At 72.6% G+C, this 20,118-nt stretch carries 22 protein-coding genes; 6 read left to right on the forward strand and 16 right to left on the reverse strand.

Going from position 1 to position 20,118, the window contains the following annotated elements:
• Positions 1-82: 82 nt before the first annotated feature.
• The 5 genes from HNR22_RS17445 to HNR22_RS17465 all read right to left on the reverse strand — a co-directional run bounded on the left by HNR22_RS17445 (position 83) and on the right by HNR22_RS17465 (position 4,514).
• Positions 83-1,339 carry an outer membrane protein assembly factor BamB family protein gene (locus HNR22_RS17445; RefSeq protein ID WP_179781255.1) on the reverse strand — a complete coding sequence of 419 codons (1,257 nt, stop codon included), beginning with the start codon at positions 1,337-1,339 and terminating at the stop codon, positions 83-85.
• A 101-nt stretch (positions 1,340-1,440) separates the two neighbouring features.
• Positions 1,441-1,923, reverse strand: a complete 483-nt coding sequence (locus tag HNR22_RS17450; RefSeq protein ID WP_179781256.1) for an SRPBCC family protein — start codon at positions 1,921-1,923, stop codon at positions 1,441-1,443.
• A gap of 144 nt (positions 1,924-2,067) precedes the next feature.
• On the reverse strand, positions 2,068-2,277 hold the full coding sequence (locus tag HNR22_RS17455; RefSeq protein WP_088950494.1) for a DUF397 domain-containing protein: 210 nt from the start codon (positions 2,275-2,277) through the stop codon (positions 2,068-2,070).
• Between the two features lie 174 nt (positions 2,278-2,451).
• Positions 2,452-3,648, reverse strand: a complete 1,197-nt coding sequence (gene fahA / locus HNR22_RS17460; protein WP_179781257.1) for a fumarylacetoacetase — start codon at positions 3,646-3,648, stop codon at positions 2,452-2,454.
• A complete protein-coding gene (locus HNR22_RS17465; RefSeq protein ID WP_179781258.1) occupies positions 3,645-4,514 on the reverse strand; it encodes a hypothetical protein in 870 nt (289 codons plus the stop codon). Before HNR22_RS17465 ends, fahA begins: the two co-directional genes overlap by 4 nt.
• A gap of 94 nt (positions 4,515-4,608) precedes the next feature.
• Between HNR22_RS17465 and HNR22_RS17470 the strand changes: the two genes are divergently transcribed.
• Entirely contained in the window at positions 4,609-5,775 is a 1,167-nt protein-coding gene (locus HNR22_RS17470) for a homogentisate 1,2-dioxygenase (protein WP_179781259.1), read from the forward strand.
• Here HNR22_RS17470 and HNR22_RS17475 read toward each other — a convergent pair.
• From HNR22_RS17475 to HNR22_RS17490, 4 genes are read right to left on the reverse strand one after another with little or no spacing between them, the layout of a single operon-like run.
• Positions 5,772-6,800, reverse strand: a complete 1,029-nt coding sequence (locus tag HNR22_RS17475; RefSeq protein ID WP_179781260.1) for a tetratricopeptide repeat protein — start codon at positions 6,798-6,800, stop codon at positions 5,772-5,774. The two genes, HNR22_RS17470 and HNR22_RS17475, sit on opposite strands and share 4 nt — an antisense overlap.
• Positions 6,801-6,810: 10 nt before the next feature.
• Positions 6,811-7,293 (reverse strand): 2-C-methyl-D-erythritol 2,4-cyclodiphosphate synthase, encoded by a 483-nt coding sequence (gene ispF / locus HNR22_RS17480; protein WP_088952065.1) that lies wholly within the window; start codon positions 7,291-7,293, stop codon positions 6,811-6,813.
• Between the two features lie 16 nt (positions 7,294-7,309).
• On the reverse strand, positions 7,310-8,005 hold the full coding sequence (ispD, locus tag HNR22_RS17485) for a 2-C-methyl-D-erythritol 4-phosphate cytidylyltransferase (protein WP_179781261.1): 696 nt from the start codon (positions 8,003-8,005) through the stop codon (positions 7,310-7,312).
• Positions 8,006-8,061: 56 nt separating this feature from the next.
• Positions 8,062-8,547: a CarD family transcriptional regulator gene (locus tag HNR22_RS17490; protein ID WP_088950500.1), complete on the reverse strand. Its 486-nt coding sequence runs from the start codon at positions 8,545-8,547 to the stop codon at positions 8,062-8,064.
• A 328-nt stretch (positions 8,548-8,875) separates the two neighbouring features.
• Here HNR22_RS17490 and HNR22_RS17495 point away from each other — a divergent pair, with 328 nt between their 5' ends.
• On the forward strand, positions 8,876-9,562 hold the full coding sequence (locus HNR22_RS17495) for a hypothetical protein (RefSeq protein WP_179781262.1): 687 nt from the start codon (positions 8,876-8,878) through the stop codon (positions 9,560-9,562).
• An 81-nt stretch (positions 9,563-9,643) separates the two neighbouring features.
• On the opposite strand, the gene HNR22_RS17500 is transcribed toward HNR22_RS17495, so the two are convergent.
• The 4 genes from HNR22_RS17500 to HNR22_RS17515 form a co-directional block, all read right to left on the reverse strand.
• A complete protein-coding gene (locus tag HNR22_RS17500) occupies positions 9,644-10,285 on the reverse strand; it encodes a hypothetical protein (RefSeq protein ID WP_179781263.1) in 642 nt (213 codons plus the stop codon).
• A 32-nt stretch (positions 10,286-10,317) separates the two neighbouring features.
• Positions 10,318-11,367 (reverse strand): 3-oxoacyl-[acyl-carrier-protein] synthase III C-terminal domain-containing protein, encoded by a 1,050-nt coding sequence (locus HNR22_RS17505; RefSeq protein WP_179781264.1) that lies wholly within the window; start codon positions 11,365-11,367, stop codon positions 10,318-10,320.
• 91 nt (positions 11,368-11,458) lie between these two features.
• Positions 11,459-12,625, reverse strand: a complete 1,167-nt coding sequence (locus tag HNR22_RS17510; RefSeq protein ID WP_179781265.1) for an acyl-CoA dehydrogenase family protein — start codon at positions 12,623-12,625, stop codon at positions 11,459-11,461.
• A gap of 41 nt (positions 12,626-12,666) precedes the next feature.
• Positions 12,667-13,440 (reverse strand): class I SAM-dependent methyltransferase, encoded by a 774-nt coding sequence (locus tag HNR22_RS17515; RefSeq protein WP_179781266.1) that lies wholly within the window; start codon positions 13,438-13,440, stop codon positions 12,667-12,669.
• 46 nt (positions 13,441-13,486) lie between these two features.
• On the opposite strand from HNR22_RS17515, the gene HNR22_RS17520 reads away from it, so the two are divergent.
• The 4 genes from HNR22_RS17520 to disA all read left to right on the forward strand — a co-directional run bounded on the left by HNR22_RS17520 (position 13,487) and on the right by disA (position 18,104).
• The gene (locus tag HNR22_RS17520) at positions 13,487-14,326 is read left to right on the forward strand and encodes a UbiA family prenyltransferase (RefSeq protein ID WP_425488062.1); all 840 of its coding nucleotides are present in this window, start codon (positions 13,487-13,489) and stop codon (positions 14,324-14,326) included.
• A gap of 140 nt (positions 14,327-14,466) precedes the next feature.
• Entirely contained in the window at positions 14,467-15,246 is a 780-nt protein-coding gene (locus HNR22_RS17525; protein WP_179781267.1) for a hypothetical protein, read from the forward strand.
• An 84-nt stretch (positions 15,247-15,330) separates the two neighbouring features.
• Positions 15,331-16,788 carry a DNA repair protein RadA gene (gene radA, locus HNR22_RS17530; protein ID WP_179781268.1) on the forward strand — a complete coding sequence of 486 codons (1,458 nt, stop codon included), beginning with the start codon at positions 15,331-15,333 and terminating at the stop codon, positions 16,786-16,788.
• A gap of 131 nt (positions 16,789-16,919) precedes the next feature.
• Positions 16,920-18,104: a DNA integrity scanning diadenylate cyclase DisA gene (disA, locus tag HNR22_RS17535; protein ID WP_088952067.1), complete on the forward strand. Its 1,185-nt coding sequence runs from the start codon at positions 16,920-16,922 to the stop codon at positions 18,102-18,104.
• 7 nt (positions 18,105-18,111) lie between these two features.
• Here disA and HNR22_RS17540 read toward each other — a convergent pair whose 3' ends face one another.
• The 3 genes from HNR22_RS17540 to HNR22_RS17550 all read right to left on the reverse strand — a co-directional run bounded on the left by HNR22_RS17540 (position 18,112) and on the right by HNR22_RS17550 (position 20,037).
• Positions 18,112-18,825: an RAD23 family protein gene (locus HNR22_RS17540; protein WP_179781269.1), complete on the reverse strand. Its 714-nt coding sequence runs from the start codon at positions 18,823-18,825 to the stop codon at positions 18,112-18,114.
• A gap of 118 nt (positions 18,826-18,943) precedes the next feature.
• Positions 18,944-19,528 carry a peptide deformylase gene (locus HNR22_RS17545; RefSeq protein WP_179781270.1) on the reverse strand — a complete coding sequence of 195 codons (585 nt, stop codon included), beginning with the start codon at positions 19,526-19,528 and terminating at the stop codon, positions 18,944-18,946.
• The gene (locus HNR22_RS17550; protein WP_179781271.1) at positions 19,525-20,037 is read right to left on the reverse strand and encodes a glycine cleavage system transcriptional repressor; all 513 of its coding nucleotides are present in this window, start codon (positions 20,035-20,037) and stop codon (positions 19,525-19,527) included. The genes HNR22_RS17545 and HNR22_RS17550 overlap by 4 nt, the downstream gene beginning before the upstream one ends.
• Positions 20,038-20,118 lie beyond the last annotated feature (81 nt).

The raw sequence follows: 20,118 nt of genomic DNA on the forward strand, positions 1-20,118 counted from the left end.
GGAACCCGAACCATGAAAAACCTACCCTTTATGGACAAAGGGTATGAGCGAGTCGAGGGTTCAGGTGCCGAAGACGCCACGATCAGGTGGCAGCCAGGATCACCGCTTCGCCGGTGTAGTAGTAGCGCTGGTCGTCACCGTCCGGGTCGACCGGCTTGCGGAGTCGTTCGATTGCGACGTAACCGTCCGCCGCCGCCACCGCCCCGGGGGCCCAGCCGGTCCCGTCCGAGCCGACGTTGAGCAGGAACCGGGACAACTGCGTACCCGTCGCCGGGTCGAGCGTCACCAGGTCGTTCGCCTCGGTCAGCAGGTGCACCCGGCCAGGCTGTGCGGCCAGCACCCGGGCCCCACCCAGGCCCTCGGACCGCCACAGCTCGGTGCCGGTGGCCGCCGACCGGCCCACCGCGACCCCGTCGAGCACGACAACTGCCTGGTCACCGACCAGCACCCCGCCGGCCGGATCCAGCGCCGGGGCGGCGACCGGCACACCGGCACCCAGCAACCAACCCCGGCCGCCCTCGTCGCCCGGACCGGAGGTCCGCAGGGCCAGGCAGTCCGACTGGCCGGTACGGCACCCGAGCGGAGTCACCACCAACTCGTCCGGGCCACCCGGCGGTCGCCAGCGCTCGCGCACCACGCCGGTCGCGGCGTCCCGGAACTCGACAGTGGCCGGCCCGGCGCAGGTGTCCAGGCCGATCAGCTGTCCGGAGGAGCTGGTGCCGACGTCGCTGCGGCACCTGCCCGGCAGGTCGACCCGCCACAGCTCCCGACCATCGCTCAACTCGACCCCGCGCGCCTGGGCGTCCCCGCTGACCAGCAGCACCGTTCGACCGCCCGGGAGGTCGGCGAGCTGGAGCCCGCGCGGGTCCCACACCGGGGCCGCCCAGGTACGTCGCACCACCGCCGTGCTTGCGGCTGGCTTCGGCCCGTCGGCCTTCCAGAGCACCCCGCCGGTCCGCGCGTCGAGGGCGACGAGTTGGCCGTCGGACCAACGGCTGACCACCGTGCTGCCGCTGGCGACGATCCCGGTCAGCTCGGCGGGCCAGCGCCGGTACGACCAGTACGGGCTGGTCCGGTACCGCCCGTCGACCGGCCGGTCGGCGTAGACCTGGCGGTGTGCGGCGTACACCCGCAGTCTCCCGTCCACGATCAACGGGGCGACCGGCAGCCGACCGATCACTCCGGCGGCCGGTCGGGCCGGGGCCGGGTAGTCCCCCCGCGCCGGCGTGCTCACCTCCGCCGGTGCGAGCACCCGGTGGACGATGACCGCGACAGCTGCGATCGCGAGCAGCGCCGCGACCGCCATCACGAGCCGTCGCCGACCCCTCGGGAACCCCATGCCGCACCTCCGACCGGCACCCTACCCAGCGGAACCGGCCGCACCCCGCTCAGGTCACGGCGACGACGGTCGCGCAGAGGGCGGATCTGATTCTTCGGCGCTCAGGCGGCTTCGACCGAGCCGAGGACGCCGGCCGCGACGGTCAGGTCGGCGAGATCACGTCGCAGCGCCACCTCGACCGCCCGCGCGGCGAGGCCGCCGAGCAGCAGCGCCACCACGCGACCGTACGGGTCGGTCGGCGCCGCCTCCTGGGTGACGGTGATCGCCGTGCAACCCCGGCGGCGACGTCGGACCGGACGCAGGCTCCAGGTGATGCGGTAATCCACGCCGGCACCGGAGGAACAGAGCACCATCCGGTGGGGAGCCACTGCCTCCACCACCAGGAACTCCTCGCTCAGCGTGCCGCCGCCCGGCTGGGCGCGCTCCTCGCGCCAGGCGGTGCCCGGGCCGAACGGCCCCGGGGTGAGCACCTCGATCGGGCCGGCCGCGGTCAGCCGGGCCGCACGGCCGGGCAGGTCGGTCAGCAGACGCCAGACATCGACAGCGTGCGCCTCGATGAACCCGGTAACCGCCACCGTCGACATGCCACCCTCCCGTGTCCCCGACGGTACGCGGAGTGAGGGCCGGACGGGGCCCCCGGGACGGAATTTCCACCCACCCGGAGGCCACGCTGTCCGATTGGACCGTTGCTCGGCACCGGACGTCGTCGACCGGTGCCGATGCTCCGGTCAGTGCTCGAATCGACCGGCCCGGATCGCGCCGATGAAGGCTGTCCACCCCGGCGGGCTCACCGCGAGCGTGGGGCCGGCCTGGTCCTTGGAGTCGCGGACCGCGACCAGACCGTGGACGTCAACCAGGTTGTCCGCGACCTCCACGCAGAGCCCCTGGTCGTTGGAACGGCTGCTGGTACGCCAGATCGCGCCCGTAAGATCGTGCATCGTCGTTACCTCCGTGTGCAATGGATGCCCCACCGCTGAGAGCCGGGCGGAGCCCGGCCCGGATCGCGCGGCAAGGCAACGGGATCCGGACGATCAACGGGTCAACCGGGACCGGTTATCGCACGAGCTGTGCGATGACCGGTCCCGTGCACGAGACGGATGGAATACGACCGCTCAGTTGGCTGGACGGATGGTGCCGCTGACCTCGCCAAGGGCGATGGTGGTGCCGTCCGGACCGGGCGCGGTGGCGGTGATGGTCACCGTGTCGCCGTCGGCGAGGAAGGTACGGCTCTCGTCGCCCACCTTGACCGGCTCCGCCCCGCCCCAGGTCAATTCCAGGAACGAGCCGACCTGCGATCGGTCCGGGCCGGAGACGGTGCCGGAGGCGTACAGGTCGCCGGTGCGCAGTGACGCGCCGTTGACGGTGAGGTGCGCCAACTGCTGAGCCGGAGTCCAGTACATGGTGGCGAACGGCGGCTCACTGACCTGCTCGCCGTTCCACTCGACTGCCAGTCGGAGGTCCAGGCCCAGGTGCGGCACGTCCCGCAGGTAGTCGACCACCGGCGGGTCCTGGTCGGGGGCGGGCACGAACGCGTCGCCGAGCGCGTCCAGCGGCGTCACCCAGGCCGAGACCGAGGTGGCGAACGACTTGCCGAGGAACGGCCCGAGCGGCTGGTACTCCCACGCCTGGATGTCACGGGCCGACCAGTCGTTGACCAGCACCACCCCGAAGACGTGGTCGGCGAAGTCGTCGACCGACACCCGACGGCCCAATGGGCTGGGCACGCCCACCACGAAGCCGACCTCGGCCTCGATGTCGAGGCGTACGGACGGGCCCGTCACCGGGCCCTCGGCGGAGGCGCGCTGCCCGGTCGGTCGAATCACCGGCGTGCCGGAGACGACGACGGTGCCGGCCCGCCCGTGGTAGCCGATCGGCAGGTGCTTCCAGTTCGGCAGCAGCGGCGGCTGGCCGGGCCGGAAGATCTGCCCGACGTTCGACGCGTGGTGCTCGGACGAGTAGAAGTCGACGTAGTCGGCCACCTCGATCGGGAGCAGCATCTCCACGTCGTCGAGGGGCACCAGCAGCGGCTCCACCGTGGGTCGGTGAGCCGGGTCGGTCAGCAGCTCGGTGATGCGCTGCCGCACTGCCGTCCACTGCGGACGGCCCAGCGCCATGAAGTCGTTGAGGGTGGGCCGGCGCAGCGCACCGGCGGCCAGCACCAGGTCGGCTGCCTCCGCGGCGGCCAGGTCGAACACCCAGGACCCGATCCGAACGCCGATCCGCGGCTGGCCCTCGTCGGACCGGAACACCCCGTACGGCAGGTTCGTCACCCCGTACGGCGATCCGTCAGCGCCGGTCACCCAGGTCATACGTCGTAGCCCCCGTTCACCAGCCCCAGCCGGATCAGATCGGTCAGTGGTTCCAGGATGCTGCACGAGCCGAAGCCCACCCACAGTGGGCGCGGTACGTCCAGTCGCGCCGTCGCCCGCTCCACCAGTGGGCGCGGGTCGACCAGCGTCAGCAGCTCGGCGACCGCCCCCACGCCGTCACCGTCGGCGGCTGCCAGGGTGGCGGCCAGCACGTTGGCGTAGCCGTGGTGGGTGAACCCGGTCTCCGGGTCCAGGTGCCGGACCGCCTGGTGCAGCCCGGCGGTGAGCTTGAACGGCAGGCCCCGGTCGCGGCAGGCGCAGATCACGGCGGCCAGCTCGGCTGGCGTGGGAAAGAGTTCGGCGGCCAGGCCACCGGTGCGGAACTTGGCCGCGATGGGCACCCCGGCGTTCCGGGCCGCGGCGAGTGCGTCCAGCGCGCCCATCAGCCCGAAGGTCAGCGGCAGCTCGGCGTAGACGGCCTCGACGTCCGGCAGTGCATCGGTCAGCCGCAGCAGCTCGGCGATGCCGGGCAGCGGGTCCTCGCCGCGCTTGGCCACCGCCACCTCGACCTGGCGGGCGGTGACGCCGTCCGGGGCGAGAAACGAGAGCGCGAACGGCAGGTTCCCGATCCCGGTGTCACCGATCAGCCCGATCACCAGGCCCTCACCCGGGTCGACCGGACCACTCAGCTCGCCTGCCGAGACGGTTGAGGCGGGGATCAGCAGCGGGCCGACCAGGTTGGCGTACCAGGCTGCGCGGTGCCGGCGGTGGGAGGTCAGCGCGTCAGGCAGCGTGGCGCTGCCCGGAGGGAAGACGGCGGCGTCGTCCACCAGGCCGTCGAGGAGTGCGGGCACCTGCGTTGACACGGAACAAGAATGTACGGGACGCTACGAGGAACGGACAACAGCGTCCGATTATCGGACGCCATTGATCGGTGAACGGAACATATCGGGAGGCGAGATGCCGTATTACCGCAGCGTCGGCGACGTGCCGCGCAAGCGCCACACCCAGTTCCGCCAGCCCGACGGCACCCTCTACGCCGAGGAGCTGATGGGCCAGGAGGGCTTCTCCTCCGACTCGTCCCTGCTCTACCACCGGCACGCGCCCACGGCGATCCTGGCCGCCGACGAGTTCACCCCGCCCGCGTTCACCCGGGCACCGAACCTGCCGCTCAAGCCCCGCCACCTGCGCACCCACAAGCTGGACACCGGCGGCTCCGACCCCGTCCTCGGCCGGCAGTACCTGCTCGCCAACGACGACGTACGGATCGGCTACGTGCTCGCCGACCGGCCCTCACCGCTGTTCCGCGACGCCACCGGCGACCACTGCCTCTACGTCGAGTCGGGCAGCCTGCGGGTCGAGTCCCCGTTCGGGGTGCTGGACGCCGTGGCCGGCGACTACGTCATCATCCCCACCTCGACCATCCACCGGCTGGTGCCCACCGGTGAGCAGCCCGTCCGCCTGCTCACCGTCGAGGCGTCCGGGCACATCGGCCCACCCAAGCGCTACCTCTCCGTGCGCGGCCAGTTCCTGGAGCACTCGCCGTACTGCGAGCGCGACGTCCGCGGTCCCGACTCGCCGCTGCTCGTCGATGGTGAGGAGGTCGAGGTGCTGGTCCGCCACCGGCGTGGTTGGACCCGCTACGTCTACGCGAACCACCCGTTCGACGTGGTCGGCTGGGACGGGCACCTCTACCCGTGGGCGTTCTCCATCCACGACTTCGAGCCGATCACCGGGCGCATCCACCAACCCCCGCCGGTGCACCAGACCTTCCAGGGCCCGAACTTCGTCATCTGCTCGTTCGTGCCCCGCAAGGTCGACTACCACCCGGACGCGATCCCGGTGCCGTACAACCACCACAACGTCGACTCCGACGAGATGCTCTTCTACACCGGCGGCAACTACGAGGCCCGGCGCGGCTCCGGCATCGAGCAGGGCTCGATCTCCCTGCACCCGTCCGGGTTCACCCACGGCCCCCAGCCGGGTGCCGCCGAGCGTTCCATCGGTGCGGACTACTTCGACGAGTTGGCCGTCATGGTCGACACGTTCCGCCCCCTGGATCTCTGCGACGCCGCCACCGGCTGCGAGGACGAGGGATACGCCTGGACCTGGGCGCGGCGCGGCTAGCGGATCGCGGTTCTGGTGAAGACGGCGAACTCGGCGATCGCCGTGGCGGCGATGGCCAGCACCAGCGGCCATGGCGAGCCGATCACCGCGTACACCAGCAGCAGCATCGGCGCGGCGGCCACGGCGTAGACCGCCAGGGCCATCGCGCGGTCCGAGTGCAGCATGGCGGGCAGGACGGTCCGGGCCAGCCCGGGCAACCGGGCCGCGAGCTGCCAGACGACGATCCCACCGGTGAGCGCGGCGAGCACCGCCAGCATGCGGGAGAACCCGTCGCTCGCCGACGCCGCGACCGCGACCAGCACCGCCGCCACCAGGGACCAGCCCGCCCCGTAGAGCACGAGGCGGTGCAGGCCGGACGCGAGGGTTCGCGGCGAGTCGACTCGGCTCGGGCTGATGGACACCGCGTCCGCCACGTGCGCCAACGCCTCCGACCAGCGGCGCTGCTCCAGACGCATGACACCGACGTCGTGCCCGGCCTCGGCGAGGCGCGGGTCGAGCCGCAACGCCTCCCGGTAGGCCCGCTCGGCCAGGTCGAACAGGTCCAGTCGGGCGGCGACCAGGCTGAGCACCAGATGGGCCTGCGGCTCCTCCGGGGCCAGTTCGACCCCGCGCCAGGCCGCGTTCAGCGCCGGCTGGCCGTTGCGGGCGCCGGCCAGGATCGCCGCCGCGCTGCGCTGGGCGTACGCGTCGGCCGGGCCGAGGGCGAGGATCCGGTCTGCGGTGGCAGCCGACTCGGCGTAGCGCTCCAGGTCGGCCAGGGCCATGCCCCGGGCGACCAGCGGCGGGAGGGCCTCCGGTGCGGTGGCCACGGCCGTGTCCGCGGCGGTGAGCGCCTCGGCCGGACGGTCGGCGGCCAGGTGCACCCGGGCCAGCAGGGTGAGGGCATCCACGTCGTCCGGCTGGAGGGCCAGCCCGTAGGTCAGCTCGCCGGCCGCTTCGTCGTGGCGGCCGAGCTCGGCGAGGAGTTGGGCGCGCTGGACGTAGCCGTCGGCGGCGGACTGGTCGGGAGCGGGGTCGCTGGACATCGCGGCGAGCTTAGGCGGCCGGCGCGTCGTACACCAGAGCCACCGCGATGCCGGTGAGCCCTTCCTCGCGGCCGGTGAAACCGAGCCCGTCGGTGGTCGCGGCGGACAGCGTGACCGGGGCGCCGACGGCGGAGGAGAGCACCTCCTGCGCCTCCGCACGACGCTTGCCGATCTTGGGACGGTTGCCGATGACCTGCACGGACACGTTGCCGATCTCCAGGCCGGCGGCCCGCACCCGGCGGGCCGTCTCGGTCAGCAGCGCCACACCGGACGCGCCGGCCCACTCCGGTTCACCCACCCCGAAGACGGCGCCGAGATCACCGAGGCCGGCGGCGGAGAGCAGCGCGTTGCAGGCGGCGTGCGCGACCACGTCGGCGTCCGAGTGCCCGGCGAGGCCGTCCTGGTCGGGCCAGAGCAGCCCGGCCACCCAGCAGGGCCGACCCGGCTCGAACGCGTGCACGTCGGTGCCGATGGCCACCCGGGGAACGATCATGAGCAGAGCGTACGCGTCAACCGCCGGCGGCAAGCAGATGCTCCGCCAGAGCCAGGTCGAACGGTCGGGTGATTTTCAGTGCGTACTCCGAGCCCGGCACGCAGCTCACCGTGACGCCCTGCTTCTCGACGAGACCGGCGTCGTCAGTGAGGGAGTCACCGGCTGCGGCGTGCGCGGCGCTGAGCACCGCCCGGCGGAAACCCTGCGGGGTCTGCACCGCGCGCAGGGCGGAACGGTCGACGGTGCCGAGCACCACGTCGCCGGCGCCGACCTCCTTGATCGTGTCGACGACCGGCAGGACCGGGATCACCGCGTCGCGCCCGTCACGGACTGCCGCGGCGACGGATTCGACCAGCTCGGGCGGCGTGAGCGCGCGGGCGGCGTCGTGCACCAGGATGATCGTCGGGCCAGCGGGCACCGCGGCCAGCGCGGCAGCCACCGACGCCTGTCGCTCCGCGCCGCCAGCCACCACGATCACCGGCGCGACCGGGGCCAGCAGCTCACGGACGGCCGCCACCTCGGCGACCGGCGCGGCCACCACGATCGTGTGCACCGACGGTGCGGCGGCCAGCCGTCGCACGGCGTGCACGAGGAGCGGCTCGCCGCCGAGCAGGCGCAGCGCCTTGGGTCGGCCGGGGCCGAGGCGTACGCCGGCACCCGCCGCAGGCACGAGGACCGCGACGTCACCGCGCGGATTGAGCTGCGCGGTCACGTCACGGTCCTCGGTGGTTTCTTTGCTACGAAGTGGGTACGACGATGCTGTGCGGACTAGGCCTCGGTGAGGACCTTGTCGAGCAGCGTCTCCGCCTCGTCCTTGGTGCTCTTCTCAGCCAGCGCGACCTCACCGACGAGAATGTCGCGGGCCTTGGCCAGCATCCGCTTCTCACCAGCGGAAAGGCCCCGCTCCCGCTCCCGGCGCCACAGGTCGCGAACGACCTCGGCGACCTTCAGCGGGTTGCCGGAGGCCAGCTTTTCCAGGTTGGCCTTGTAACGCCGCGACCAGTTGGTCGGCTCCTCGGTGTGCGGAGCCCGGAGAACGTCGAAGACCTTGCCCAGGCCTTCTTCGCCGACCACCTCGCGCACACCCACGATCTCGGCATTCTCGGCGGGCACCCGGACCGTCAGGTCACCCTGCGCGACCCTCAGGACGAGGTATTTCTTAGGCTCGCCCTTGATGATCCGAGTCTCGATTGCCTCGATGAGTGCGGCCCCGTGGTGGGGGTAAACAACGGTCTCGCCGACACTGAAAACCATAGGTTCGAAACCCCTTTCGCTGTGTCTAGGGTAACACGGTCAGGCACTGATGTCTCTCCGATGTCCTGACCATTGGCGCAGCTCAGGGGCCCTGTGAGAGGTGTTGCTTCAGCTTGACAGGCGGTCAAACCAATGGTTCGAACACGCTCCGTAACGAACGAATGACTGCCCGGTACGGGTGAACGGAACGTCGAGATCAAGGGCTACGCGCTCCTCCCATGGTAGCCCGGCCAGCGGGACTGCGCCCAGGTGTAGCGGGAGGAGCCCCTGGTGCGCGACCCTGGAGACCGAGCCGCACTCCGCTCTCGAGACGCTTCCAGGAGGTCCGATGGGCAAGCCGGACGCAGAGGGCCACGGGCCGACCGACGGCCTGCCCGGCCTGCCGCCCGAGTGGGGCCGGGTCGTGGTTCCCGACGACGCCTCCGCGCTCGCCGCCGAGGCCGCCCAGATCCGCCGTGAACTGCGCAGGGCCGACGGCCGACCCCGCAGCCGCGCTCTGGGCCTACCGCTGCTGGTCCTGCTGGTGGCGGTCCTCACCACGCTGACCGGCCTGGTCGCGGTCACCTGGCCACGCGCCAGCCGCAGCGACCGTCCGACCCCGGCGCCCTACTCGCCACCCGCGACCCTCGCCGGGGCGGCCCTGCCCGCGCTGGACCTGGTCGACGCCGGCCAGGCACCGGTGCCACTGCGCGGCCTGCTGCCCGCCATGATCATCCTGTTGGACGGCTGTCCCTGCCCGGACCGCGTAGCCGACGCCCTGACGGCTGCGCCCGCCGGGGTCACCGTGGTGACCATCAGCGGCGGCCGGACGGCGCCAGCCCCACCGACCAACCGACCGCAGGTCCGGGCGCTGGCCGACCCCGCCGGAGGGCTGCGCTCGTTCCTGGGCCAACCGGCCCGCCCCGGCGTCGCGACCGCCCTGCTGGTCGACCGCGCTGGCACGGTGACCCTGGTGCTGCCCGACCTGGGGCCGGTCGACACCTACCGAGGTGAGCTGACCGCCCTCGGCGCCTGAGCGCGGTTCGGCGCCTGGACGGCCTGGTCGCGGCTCAGCGCCTGGGGTCCGGCGCGACGCGCCTGAGCGCGGCCTGACGGCCTAGCGGGGCAGGAGGACGAGCTGCGCCTGCACATCGATCTCCCGCTCCACCGCCGTCGACAGCGACACCCGGAACGGCCTGCCGTGCGCCAGCACCTCGGCGTTGGCGATCGTGCCGTCGCAGGCGATCCGGGACGGCCCGGCGAGCCCGGCCCCGGAGACGCTCACCAGCATCGTGCCCGGCCTGGTGCACCGGTATTGCAGGAGGTGACGGCCACTGTCGCCCGGTGCCTGTCGGACCACGCTCTGCCCCGGAGCGAGTGCCGCCCGCTCCTGCCACACCGTGTCGCGGAACGAGGGCAGCTCGCCCTCGAAGGAGAGCGCAGCGGGATCACCGTGGATGTCGACGATCATGCCGGTTTCGGGGTCGAACTCCGGCCGCACGCCCTCCGGGATGCTGACGACCTCGCCGCTCGCGTCCACTCGCATCATCAGCCGCTCACCGGGCACCGCGGTGACCAGGGCGCGTTCCAACGCCGTGCTCACACTCGGCCCGGCGGACGGCACGATCGCCGGAGCAGCCGACCTGGCCGTCGAGGCCGGCGCGGCAGCCTGCCACCACCAGCCACCAACGGCCAGCACGGCCACCGCGGCACCCACCAGGACAGCCGAACGCAGTCGGTCGTCCGCCGTCGTATCCATCCAGCGAGCGTACCGGCCGGATGAGGAGCTGATCAGTCCTGTCGATCGAGCAGAGCGGCGTACAGGGTGAGGCCGGGGCCGAACGCCAACATGACGACGCGTCGAGCCGCCGGCGTCGCACGGCCCAGCCGGTCCAGGATCAGCAGCACCGTCGGGGACGAGCAGTTGCCGTGCTCGTCGAGCGTCGCCCGGGACGCCGCCAGACCCTGCGGCGGCAACGCCAACTCGCGCTCCACCACGTTGAGAATTCTCGGGCCGCCCGGATGCACCGCCCAGCCGTCCACCTCGGAACTGGTCAGGCCGTGCCGGGCCAACAGGTCGTCGACCAGCCCACGGACGTGCCTCGACAGCACCTGCGGCACCTTCGGTGACAGCCCCATCCGGAAACCGGCGTCGGTGACGTCCCAGGTCATGTGGTCGGCTGTCGAGGTGTCGGTGACGGACGTGACCTCGCGCAACGCGTACCCCGGGCCGCCCGGCGTGACCACGGCGGCGACCGCCGCATCCGAGAAGAGCGCGTGGGAGACGATCTGCTGGGTGTCCACCCTGGCACTCGACGGTTGGATGTGCAGGCTGGTCAGCTCCGCGCAGAGCAGCAGCGCCGGTCGCCCTCGCGCGGTGACGAAGTCACTCGCCGCACCGAGGCCCGGCAGCGCCGCGTAACAGCCCATGTGGCCGATGACCATCCGCTGCGTGTCCGTGGCCATGCCGAGGTCCCGGGCGAGCAGGATGTCCAGCCCGGGGGTGGCGTAGCCCGTGCAGGAGCAGACGATGAACAGCCCGATGTCGCTGGCGTCCAACCCGGCTGCGGTCAACGCGCGGCCCACCGCCTCCTTGCCCAGCGGCAGCGCCTCGACCTGGTAGCGACGCATCCGGCGCTCGGTAGGCCAGTCCGACACGTCCTCCAACAGCGGGTTGACCGCGGCCTGGCGCCGGGTCACCCCGGAGTGCGCGAAGATCCGCTGGGCCAACGACCTGGTGGTGCCGGTGAAGTGCCGGGAGAAGAAGCCCTCCCACAACTCGTCCTGCGAAGCGGACGGCGGCTGTGCAGTCCCGAGCCCCGCGATCACTGGTACGGACACGATCCCCACCTCTCGTCAGATGCTGTCCTCCCCCTGGCCGTCCCACCAGCCGCCTCGGCTGGCCCATCTTGCGTGCGAGTCCCGGGCCGGCTCACCAACGCGGTGCCGATCCGTCGCGGTCCGGGTCGCCGCCCAGAGCGGCGATGCCCAGCCAGTCGGCGCAGACATCCGACGTGGCCGGGTGCAGCGAGCCGCAGCGGGCATCGCGGTAGAGCCGTTCCAACGGATGACCACGTCGGGTCGCCGAGGTGCCCGCCGCCTCCAACACCGACGCCGCCACCTCGGCGGCCGTGGTGCCGGCGAGCAGCTTCGCCCGCCACACCCAGCGATTGGTCTCCTCGTCACCCGGCGCCTCGTCCACCCGGCGGGCCGCCTCGGCGACCACCAACTGGGCGGCCGCCGTGGCTGCGTCCGCCCGGCCCAGTCGGGCCCGCACCGCCGGCAGACCGGCCAGGTTGCGGGCGTTGAGGTGCTCGGCCGCCGCGTCGATCGCCGCCCGGGCCACCCCCACGTAGACGGCGGCGTAGCTGGCCACCAGCCAGTGCGGCATCAGTTGGGCGACCACCAGCGCCAGCCCCTCCACACCGCCGAGCAGCCGGTCGGTCGGAACCGTGACGTCCAGGTGCAGGTCGTGGGAGGAGGTGGCGCGCATGCCGAGCGAATCCCAGGTCGGCTCCACGGTCAACCCGTCACCGGCCGGCACCAGGAACTGCGAGACCACCGACTGGTCGGCCGCGCTGCGCGCCGCCACCAGGTAACCGTCGGCATGCCCGGCGCCGGAGCAGAAGGTCTTGCTGCCCTTGAGATGCCACCCCTCGTCGGTCGCCTCGTACGCCGTGGTCAGCTGGGACAGCCGGGCGCCGGCGCCACGCTCGCTCATCGCGACCGCGTACCAGGAGCCCTGAGCCGCGGCGGTGAGCAGCCGGTCCCGGGCGGCCAGCGCCTCGTCCGGCACACCCAACGCCTCGGCCAGTTCCTCGGTGACCGCGCCCAGGGCACCGGTCACCGAGGCGTGCATGTTGAACACCAGGGCCGTCGCGCCGTTGCCTCGGGCAAGCTCGGTGGCCACCGCGGCGTACTCGGCGAAGCTGGCCTCCATGCCACCCAGCGCGCGGGGCACCATCAACCCGAAAAGGCCGGCCTCCCGCAGGTCACGGAAGTCCTCGATGGGGAAGGAACCGTCCCGGTCGTGCTCCGCCGCACGCGCGGCGAACCGCGGCGCCAACCGGCGGGCCGCCTCAAGCGCCTGCACCGTCATATCGTCTCCTCCTCGGCGTCCCATACCCCGCCACGCCCGGACTATCCTTTGCGGATCCCCCGGCCCTGGTAGAGCACGGCGGTGGACCGGGTCGGCACGATGCGCGGCGCGCGACCCGTGGACGTCGCACCGGACGTCCGGGTCGCGCGGGCCCGGCGCAGCAACCAGGCAAGCATGCCTCCGACCTGCGGACGGATGCCTCGCAGCCGCAGGTCGACACCGTGCCGGGCACACTCGGCCACCAGTGCCCGGGCGTCCACGAACAACCGTGGATCGTGGATGCCACGCGGCACGGTCGGCAGCCGCTCGGCGATCCGTACCGCGACGAGCCGGGCCAGCGCCGTGTCGTTCAGGGTGTCCAACACCAGCAGGCCGCCCGGGCGCAGCAGACGGCACGCCTCGGCCACCGCACGCGGCCAGGCCGGCACATGCTCCAGCAGCTCACCTGCGGAGACCACGTCTGCGCAACCGCTCGGCAGCGGAACGGCGGTGACGTCGCCCTGGACCACGCGCACCCCGTGCTCGGCCGCCTGGACCAGCGCCGAGCGGGTCAGATCCACCCCGACGTGGCGGTAACCCTTGCCGGCCAGGTGCGGCGCGAGCAGACCGGCACCGCAACCCAGATCGACCAGCAGCGCGTCCGGACGGGTGGCCGGTGGCACCAGCGCCGCGCGGGCCTCCGCCAGCCAGTGCAGCATCGCGAACGCGCCATCGGGCCGCCACCACTCACCGGCCAGGTCGTCGTACTGGCGCGGATCGTTACGCGGCAGCACCCGGGGGCCGGTGGACGCCGCGGACGCAGCCACGTCTCGCATGGCACCGAGCGTGGCACGACTGCTCGGTAACGACCAGACTTCCCTTATGTCGTCGAGGGTGTTAGGGCTGGTCAGAGCGAGCCATCCGGAACCGGCCGCAGCGGTGACCGCGGTTTCCGGCCTGCTGGCCTGGGGAGTGGGTCATCGGCCGACCGGAATCGTCTCCGTCGTGCTCGCCGTGCTTGCCAGCCAGCTCGCTGTCGGCTGGACCAACGACGCGCTGGACGCCGAGCGGGACGCCACTGTGGGGCGTACCGACAAACCGGTCGCCGCCGGCGCGGTCGGTCGGCGCACCACGGCCTGGGCCGCGGCGGTGGCCGCGGTGGCCTGTCCGTTGCTGGCGCTGACCACGAATCCCACGGCGGCGTTCTGGTTGACCGTCGCCCTGGTCTCGGCGCTGCTCTACGACTGGCCGCTCAAGGCCACCGCGTTCTCGGTCCTGCCCTACGCCGTCTCGTTCGGCGCGCTGCCCGCCTTCGTGGTCCTGGCGCTGCCCGGTCAGCCGACCCCACCCGTCTGGCTGCTGGTCGCGGCGGCGTTCCTGGGGGCCGGGGCGCACTTCGCCAACGTGCTGCCCGACCTGGCCGACGACGCACGGACCGGGGTGCGCGGCCTGCCGCACCGGCTGGGCGCCGCCGGCAGCCGGGTCGCGGCGGCCGGCCTGCTCCTCGCGGCGACCGCGGCCCTGGTCCTCGGGCCACCCGGGCCGCCGTCGGCGATCGGGGTGGCGGCGGTCGTCACGGCCGCCGTGGTGCCACCGCTGAGCTGGTACGCCGGGCGCTCGGCGGTCCGGGCCGGCCGGCGGCCGGTGTCGGCCTTCCGGGCGGTGATGCTGGTGGCCCTCATCGACGTGGTCCTGCTGGTCGCGAGCGGTCGGGTGGTGTGAACGGCACCCGGGCAGGTGGCATTGCCGGGTCCGCGTGCGGGCCTCGATCAGCCCCAACTACCCTGGAGCGCGGTCTGCGCGGGTATGGCCACCGTGCCCGGCGTGCGGCCCGGGTGGGGATTGTGACGAGGAGGACCGACGTGACGCGCTCGATCAGGGGATCCCGGCGTGCGGCCCTGTTGCTGTCCGGGATTGCGGCGGCCAGTCTGCTGACATCCGGCTGCGGCGCCGGCCAGATCGCCGAGACCGCCACCAAGGAGGCGTCGGTCCAGGGCGTCAGCCTCACCACCAACAACGGTTCCTTCTCCGTGCGTGGCCTGCTCGTGGACTACCCGGGCACCGAGGGCTACCGGGCCGGCCAGGACGCTGGGCTCAGCGCGGTGATCTACAACGACTCGAAGGAGACGGTGACGGTCACCGTCACCACCGAGAGCGCCCGTGAGCTGGTGATCAGCGGCGGCTCGGCGAGCCCGTCGCCGTCCGCCTCGGGGTCCGCCTCCACGAGCCCGTCTCCCTCCGGCTCGGCCAGCCCGTCGACCTCCGGGTCCGGCTCGGCCAGCCCGTCGGCGACCCCGTCCGAGACCGGGTCGTCCTCGGCCACCCCGTCCGCCCCGGAGTCGGCGCGGGCGTCCGGTTCGGCCAGCCCCTCCGCTCCGGGCACGCCGGCCCGGATCGAGCTGGCCCCGCTGAGCTACGTGCAGTTCAACTCCGAGGCCACCACGCAGCTCCGGCTGGTCGGTCTGACCGAGGCGCTGCGCTCCGGGCAGAACGTCCTCGTGACCTTCGACTTCGGCAACGGCAACACGGTCACCGGCCAGGCGCCGATCGCGGTGCCGCTCACCCCGGCCGCACCCCCCTCGCCGATCATCGAGCGCGAGGGCGGCTACGGGGATGAAGCGGGCGGCTCGAACCACGAGTGACCCGACCGCACATCGACAAACGCCCCGGCGTGGTGACCACCACGCCGGGGTGTTTTCGTCGTACGCGAGGGCTACCGTCCTGATGTGACCACCTCCCGATCGACCCCTTCGCGCGGCAGCACCGCCGGTGCCGCCCGTGGCCGGTCCGCCGCCCGCGACCCGCGTCCGGCCTACCAGTGCGACGCCTGCGGGCACCAGCCGCCCAAGTGGGTGGGGCGCTGCCCGGAGTGCGGCGAGTGGGGCGCGGTGGTCGAGAGCACGGTGACCGGCCCGACCGTCTCCGGTCGCGTGGTCAGTTCCCGGATGCCGACCGAGCCGGCCCGGCCGATCGCCACCATCAGCGCCGCTCCGGCCCGCGCCCGCCCGACCGGGGTGAGCGAGCTCGACCGGGTGCTCGGCGGCGGCCTGGTCCCCGGTGCCGTGGTGCTGCTCGCCGGCGAGCCCGGCGTGGGCAAGTCGACCCTGCTGCTGGACGTGGCTCAGCAGTGGGCGGTCGGCGCCGGCAGCCCCTCGCTGGTGGTCAGTGGCGAAGAGTCGGTCAGTCAGGTGCGCCTGCGCGCGGAGCGGATGGGCACGCTGCACGACCAGCTCTACCTCGCGGCGGAGAACGACCTGGCCTCGGTGCTCGGTCACCTCGACGCGGTCAAGCCGGGCCTGTTGGTGCTCGACTCGGTGCAGACCATCTCGACCACCGGCACCGAGGGCGTGCCCGGTGGGGTGACCCAGGTGCGCGCGGTGACCGCCGCGCTGGTCTCGGTCGCCAAGGAGCGGGGCATCGCCACCGTGCTGGTCGGGCACGTCACCAAGGACGGCCAGGTGGCCGGGCCCCGGGTGCTGGAGCACCTGGTCGACGTGGTGCTGCACTTCGAGGGCGACAAGCATTCGTCGCTCCGCCTGGTGCGCGGCGTGAAGAACCGGTTCGGCGCGGCCGACGAGGTCGGCTGCTTCGAGATGCACGAGGGCGGCATCAGCAGCCTGGCCGACCCGTCCGGGCTGTTCCTGACCCGCTACGCGGAGCCCGTCCCGGGCACCTGTGTGACAGTGGCCATGGAGGGGCGGCGGGCCCTGGTCACCGAGGTGCAGGCCCTGATCGGCGCAACGGTGGCCGGCTCACCTCGGCGCACCGTCTCCGGCCTCGACTCGGCGCGTCTGGCGATGGTGCTCGCGGTGCTGCAGAGACGCACCGAGCGACTGACCCTGCACGACCGGGAGGTCTTCGCTGCCACGGTGGGCGGGATCCGGGTGGTGGAGCCGGCCGCCGACCTGGCGGTCGCGTTGGCGGTCGCCTCCGGCGGGCTCAACCTGGCCATCGCGCCGCACCTGGTGGCGATCGGTGAGGTGGGGCTGACCGGCGAGGTGCGCCGGGTCGGGGCGGTGCCGCGCCGGCTGGCCGAAGCGGCCCGGCTGGGGTTCAAGGTGGCCCTGGTGCCGCCCGGTTGCGGGCCGACCAGCACCGGTGCCGGCCCCGAGCACATGCGGGTGACCGAGGTCACGGACGTCCGTTCGGCACTGCACCATGCGGCCCGCGCGTCCGCCGAGTGACGCACCGTGCCGACGGGGACGGCGATACCGGACAGCACGTCGCAAGCGGGAATCGGTTGGAAGGGCCGCATCGTGACACATCACAGTAACCACGACAGCACCCACCGCACGGCAGTCCGTAGACTGTGCCCGTGCCGATCGACCGCGAAACCACCAAGCCAGCCGGCGCGCCGCCCCAGGCCCGCACCGGCGCCGTGGGCTCGCCCGCCCGCCCGATCAGCGTGAGCGTGACCGCGGGAGCCGCCGGAAGCGCCGGGGACCCGTTGCGGGCCAACCTCGCCCTGATGGCCCCGGGCACCGCCCTACGCGACGGTCTGGAGCGCATCCTGCGCGGCCGCACCGGCGCGCTCATCGTGCTCGGCTACGACAAGGTCGTCGAGGGCCTGTGCACCGGGGGCTTCCCGCTGGACGTGGAGTTCTCCGCGACGCGCGTCCGGGAGCTGTGCAAGATGGACGGCGCCGTCGTGCTCTCCAGCGACGGCACCAGGATCGTCCGGGCTGCCGTGCACCTGATGCCCGACCCGTCGATCCCGACCGAAGAGTCCGGCACTCGGCACCGCACCGCCGAGCGGGTGGCCCGGCAGACCGGCTACCCGGTCATCTCGGTCAGCCAGTCGATGCGGATCATCAGCCTCTACGTCAACGGCCAGCGGCACGTGCTCGACGACTCGGCCGCCATCCTCTCCCGGGCCAACCAGGCGCTCGCCACCCTGGAGCGCTACAAGCTCCGGCTGGACGAGGTCTCCGGCACGCTCTCCGCACTGGAGATCGAGGACCTGGTCACCGTACGGGACGCGGTGGCCGTGGTGCAGCGACTGGAGATGGTTCGCCGGATCGCCGACGAGATCGCCGGCTATGTGGTCGAGCTGGGCACCGACGGTCGCCTGCTCGCCCTGCAACTCGACGAGCTGATGGCCGGCGTGGACGCCGACCGCACGCTGGTCATCCGGGACTACCTCCCGATCGGCCGCAAGTCGCGCACCCTGGACGAGGCACTCGTCGAGCTGGACCTGCTCGGCGCCACCGAGCTGATCGACCTGGTGGCGGTGGCCAAGGCGATCGGCTACCCGGCCGCGTCCGACGCGCTGGACGCCGCGGTCAGCCCTCGCGGCTTCCGGCTGCTGGCCAAGGTGCCCCGGCTGCCGGTCGCGGTGGTCGACCGCCTGGTGGTGCACTTCGGCAGCCTCCAGCGACTGCTGGGCGCGACCGTGGAGGATCTGCAGGCCGTCGAGGGCGTCGGCGACGCCCGGGCCCGGGGCGTCCGTGAGGGGCTGTCCCGGCTCGCCGAGGCATCCATCCTGGAACGGTACGTCTGACCCCGGCTCAGCCGGTGACGGTGAGCTTGACGGGGTCACTGAGCTTCGTGCCGACCCGAGCGAACACCTGGTACGACCCGAGCGGCGGGAACGGCCCGGCGGCCAGCGCACCGTCGCACCGGCTGGTGTCCCGCCCGTTCCACGGCACCTGGTAGGCGCGCTCGAAGTTCGGCGTGAAGGACTGCACGTCCGAGCCCTGGACCTTGCCGCAGGTGTCCGACGACCAGATCTTCTCCGCACCGGACTTGATGAAGATCTCCTGTAGGTCAGCGCCGACGTTCCGACTGCACGTGCGGTCCGACGTGTTCTTGATCTTGAGTTGCAGCTCGACCACCGCCCCACGCTGGACCGAGGTCGGGCTCGCCGACGAGACCACGCTGATCTCCGCGTCGGTGCAGGTGCCGTCGTCCTCCGAACCGGCCGCCGCGCCCAGCGGAGGTGTGTTGCTGGTGATCGCGGGGCTCGGACTCGTCGCAGCCGGATCGGCGGACGCGGACGGCGGCGGGGCCCCGGTCTCCGGGGTCAGCACCGGGCCGCCAGGAGCCGGCGTGCCGGCGGAGGTCGGCGTCGAAGTCGCCCCCGCCGTCGGCTTCTCGCCGGAACGACCCGACTGGGTGCACGAGTAGAGCAGGACAATCAGGAAAAGTAGCCCCGCTCCGAGTACGACGACGCGACGCCGCCAGTACACGGCGGGTGGCAGGGGGCCGACCGTCAGACGCATGATGCCTCCCACCGTAGCCGCGCTCCCCCGGCCAGTGCGGCGCGACGCGCCGGGGCCGCCGAGGGGCACCCGATCCACTCTCCACTCAGGACAGAACTGCCGACCGTGCAGCGGCCGATCAGAGGTAGACCTTGCGCTGGTAGACGGCGTGCGCACCGGCCACCCGATCCAGGAAGAGCAACCCCGCGCAGTGGTCGATCTCGTGCTGCAACGCCCGAGCCTCGAAGCCGTCGGTCACCAACCGGACCGGCTCACCGGTGCCCGGCAGGTCACCCTCCACCACCAGCCGGCTGGCCCGCTTCACATCCCCGGTCAGGTCCGGCACCGACATGCACCCCTCCCGGCCGGGCTTCCACCGCGTCGCCTCAACCACCCGAGCGTTGCAGAGCACGAAGGTGCCGTGCACCGTGACCGCCTTCGGGTGCCCTGCCACATCGACGGCGAAGACACGCGCACCCACCCCGACCTGCGGCGCAGCCAACCCGACGCAACCCGGCGACACCCGCATCGTCGCCACCAGATCGGCCGCGAGCTGGACGGTCTCCTTCGCGGTCGGATCGACCTCCTCGGCCGCCCGACTCAGCACCGGATGGGGGGCCGACACCACCGGCCGCACCTCACCGGGCACGACCAGCGACTCGGGTGTCCAGTCGCCCAGACCGACGTACGCCTCGACGTCCGACCCGTTCTCCTCGCCGCTCACAACAGATCCGGGTCCGCCGGCCGGAGGGTGACCTCCACGCCCAGCTCGGCAGCCGTCCGGTGCAACCGGTCAATCAGTGTGTCGGCCACACCGACCGGCAACTCAACCTCGGCCAGCACCACGTACAGCGACCCGGCCAGCCGCGTACTCAGGTCGGTGACGTTTCCGCCGGCGTCGACCAGCACCCGGGTCATCGCCGCGACGATGCCCATCCGGTCCGAACCGTGCACCGCCATCACGTACGGTTCACCCGCCGCAGGCACCTCGCCGTCCGGCGTGACCGCGCGTACCGTCGCCAGCAGTTGCCCCTCGGCGGCCAGCGGCGCCAACGCGGCCTCGACCTCGGCGGAGGCCGGCCCGGTGCAGATCAGGGTCATCGCGAAATGTCCCCGCAGCCGCGTCATCGTGCTGTCGGTGAGGTTCGCACCCAGTCGGGCGAGCACCTCGGCGACGTCGGCCACGATGCCCGGCCGGTCCCGACCGATGACAGTGATCGCGAGCTCGTTCATCCGGGCATTCTCTCCGATCCGTCGGGCGCAGCCGTGGCACCCCGCCCGAGCCGCCCAACCAGCGGGATCGCCAGGCGTGAC

This window comes from Micromonospora jinlongensis (genome assembly GCF_013410645.1).
In the GTDB taxonomy this organism is placed as follows: domain Bacteria; phylum Actinomycetota; class Actinomycetes; order Mycobacteriales; family Micromonosporaceae; genus Micromonospora; species Micromonospora zamorensis.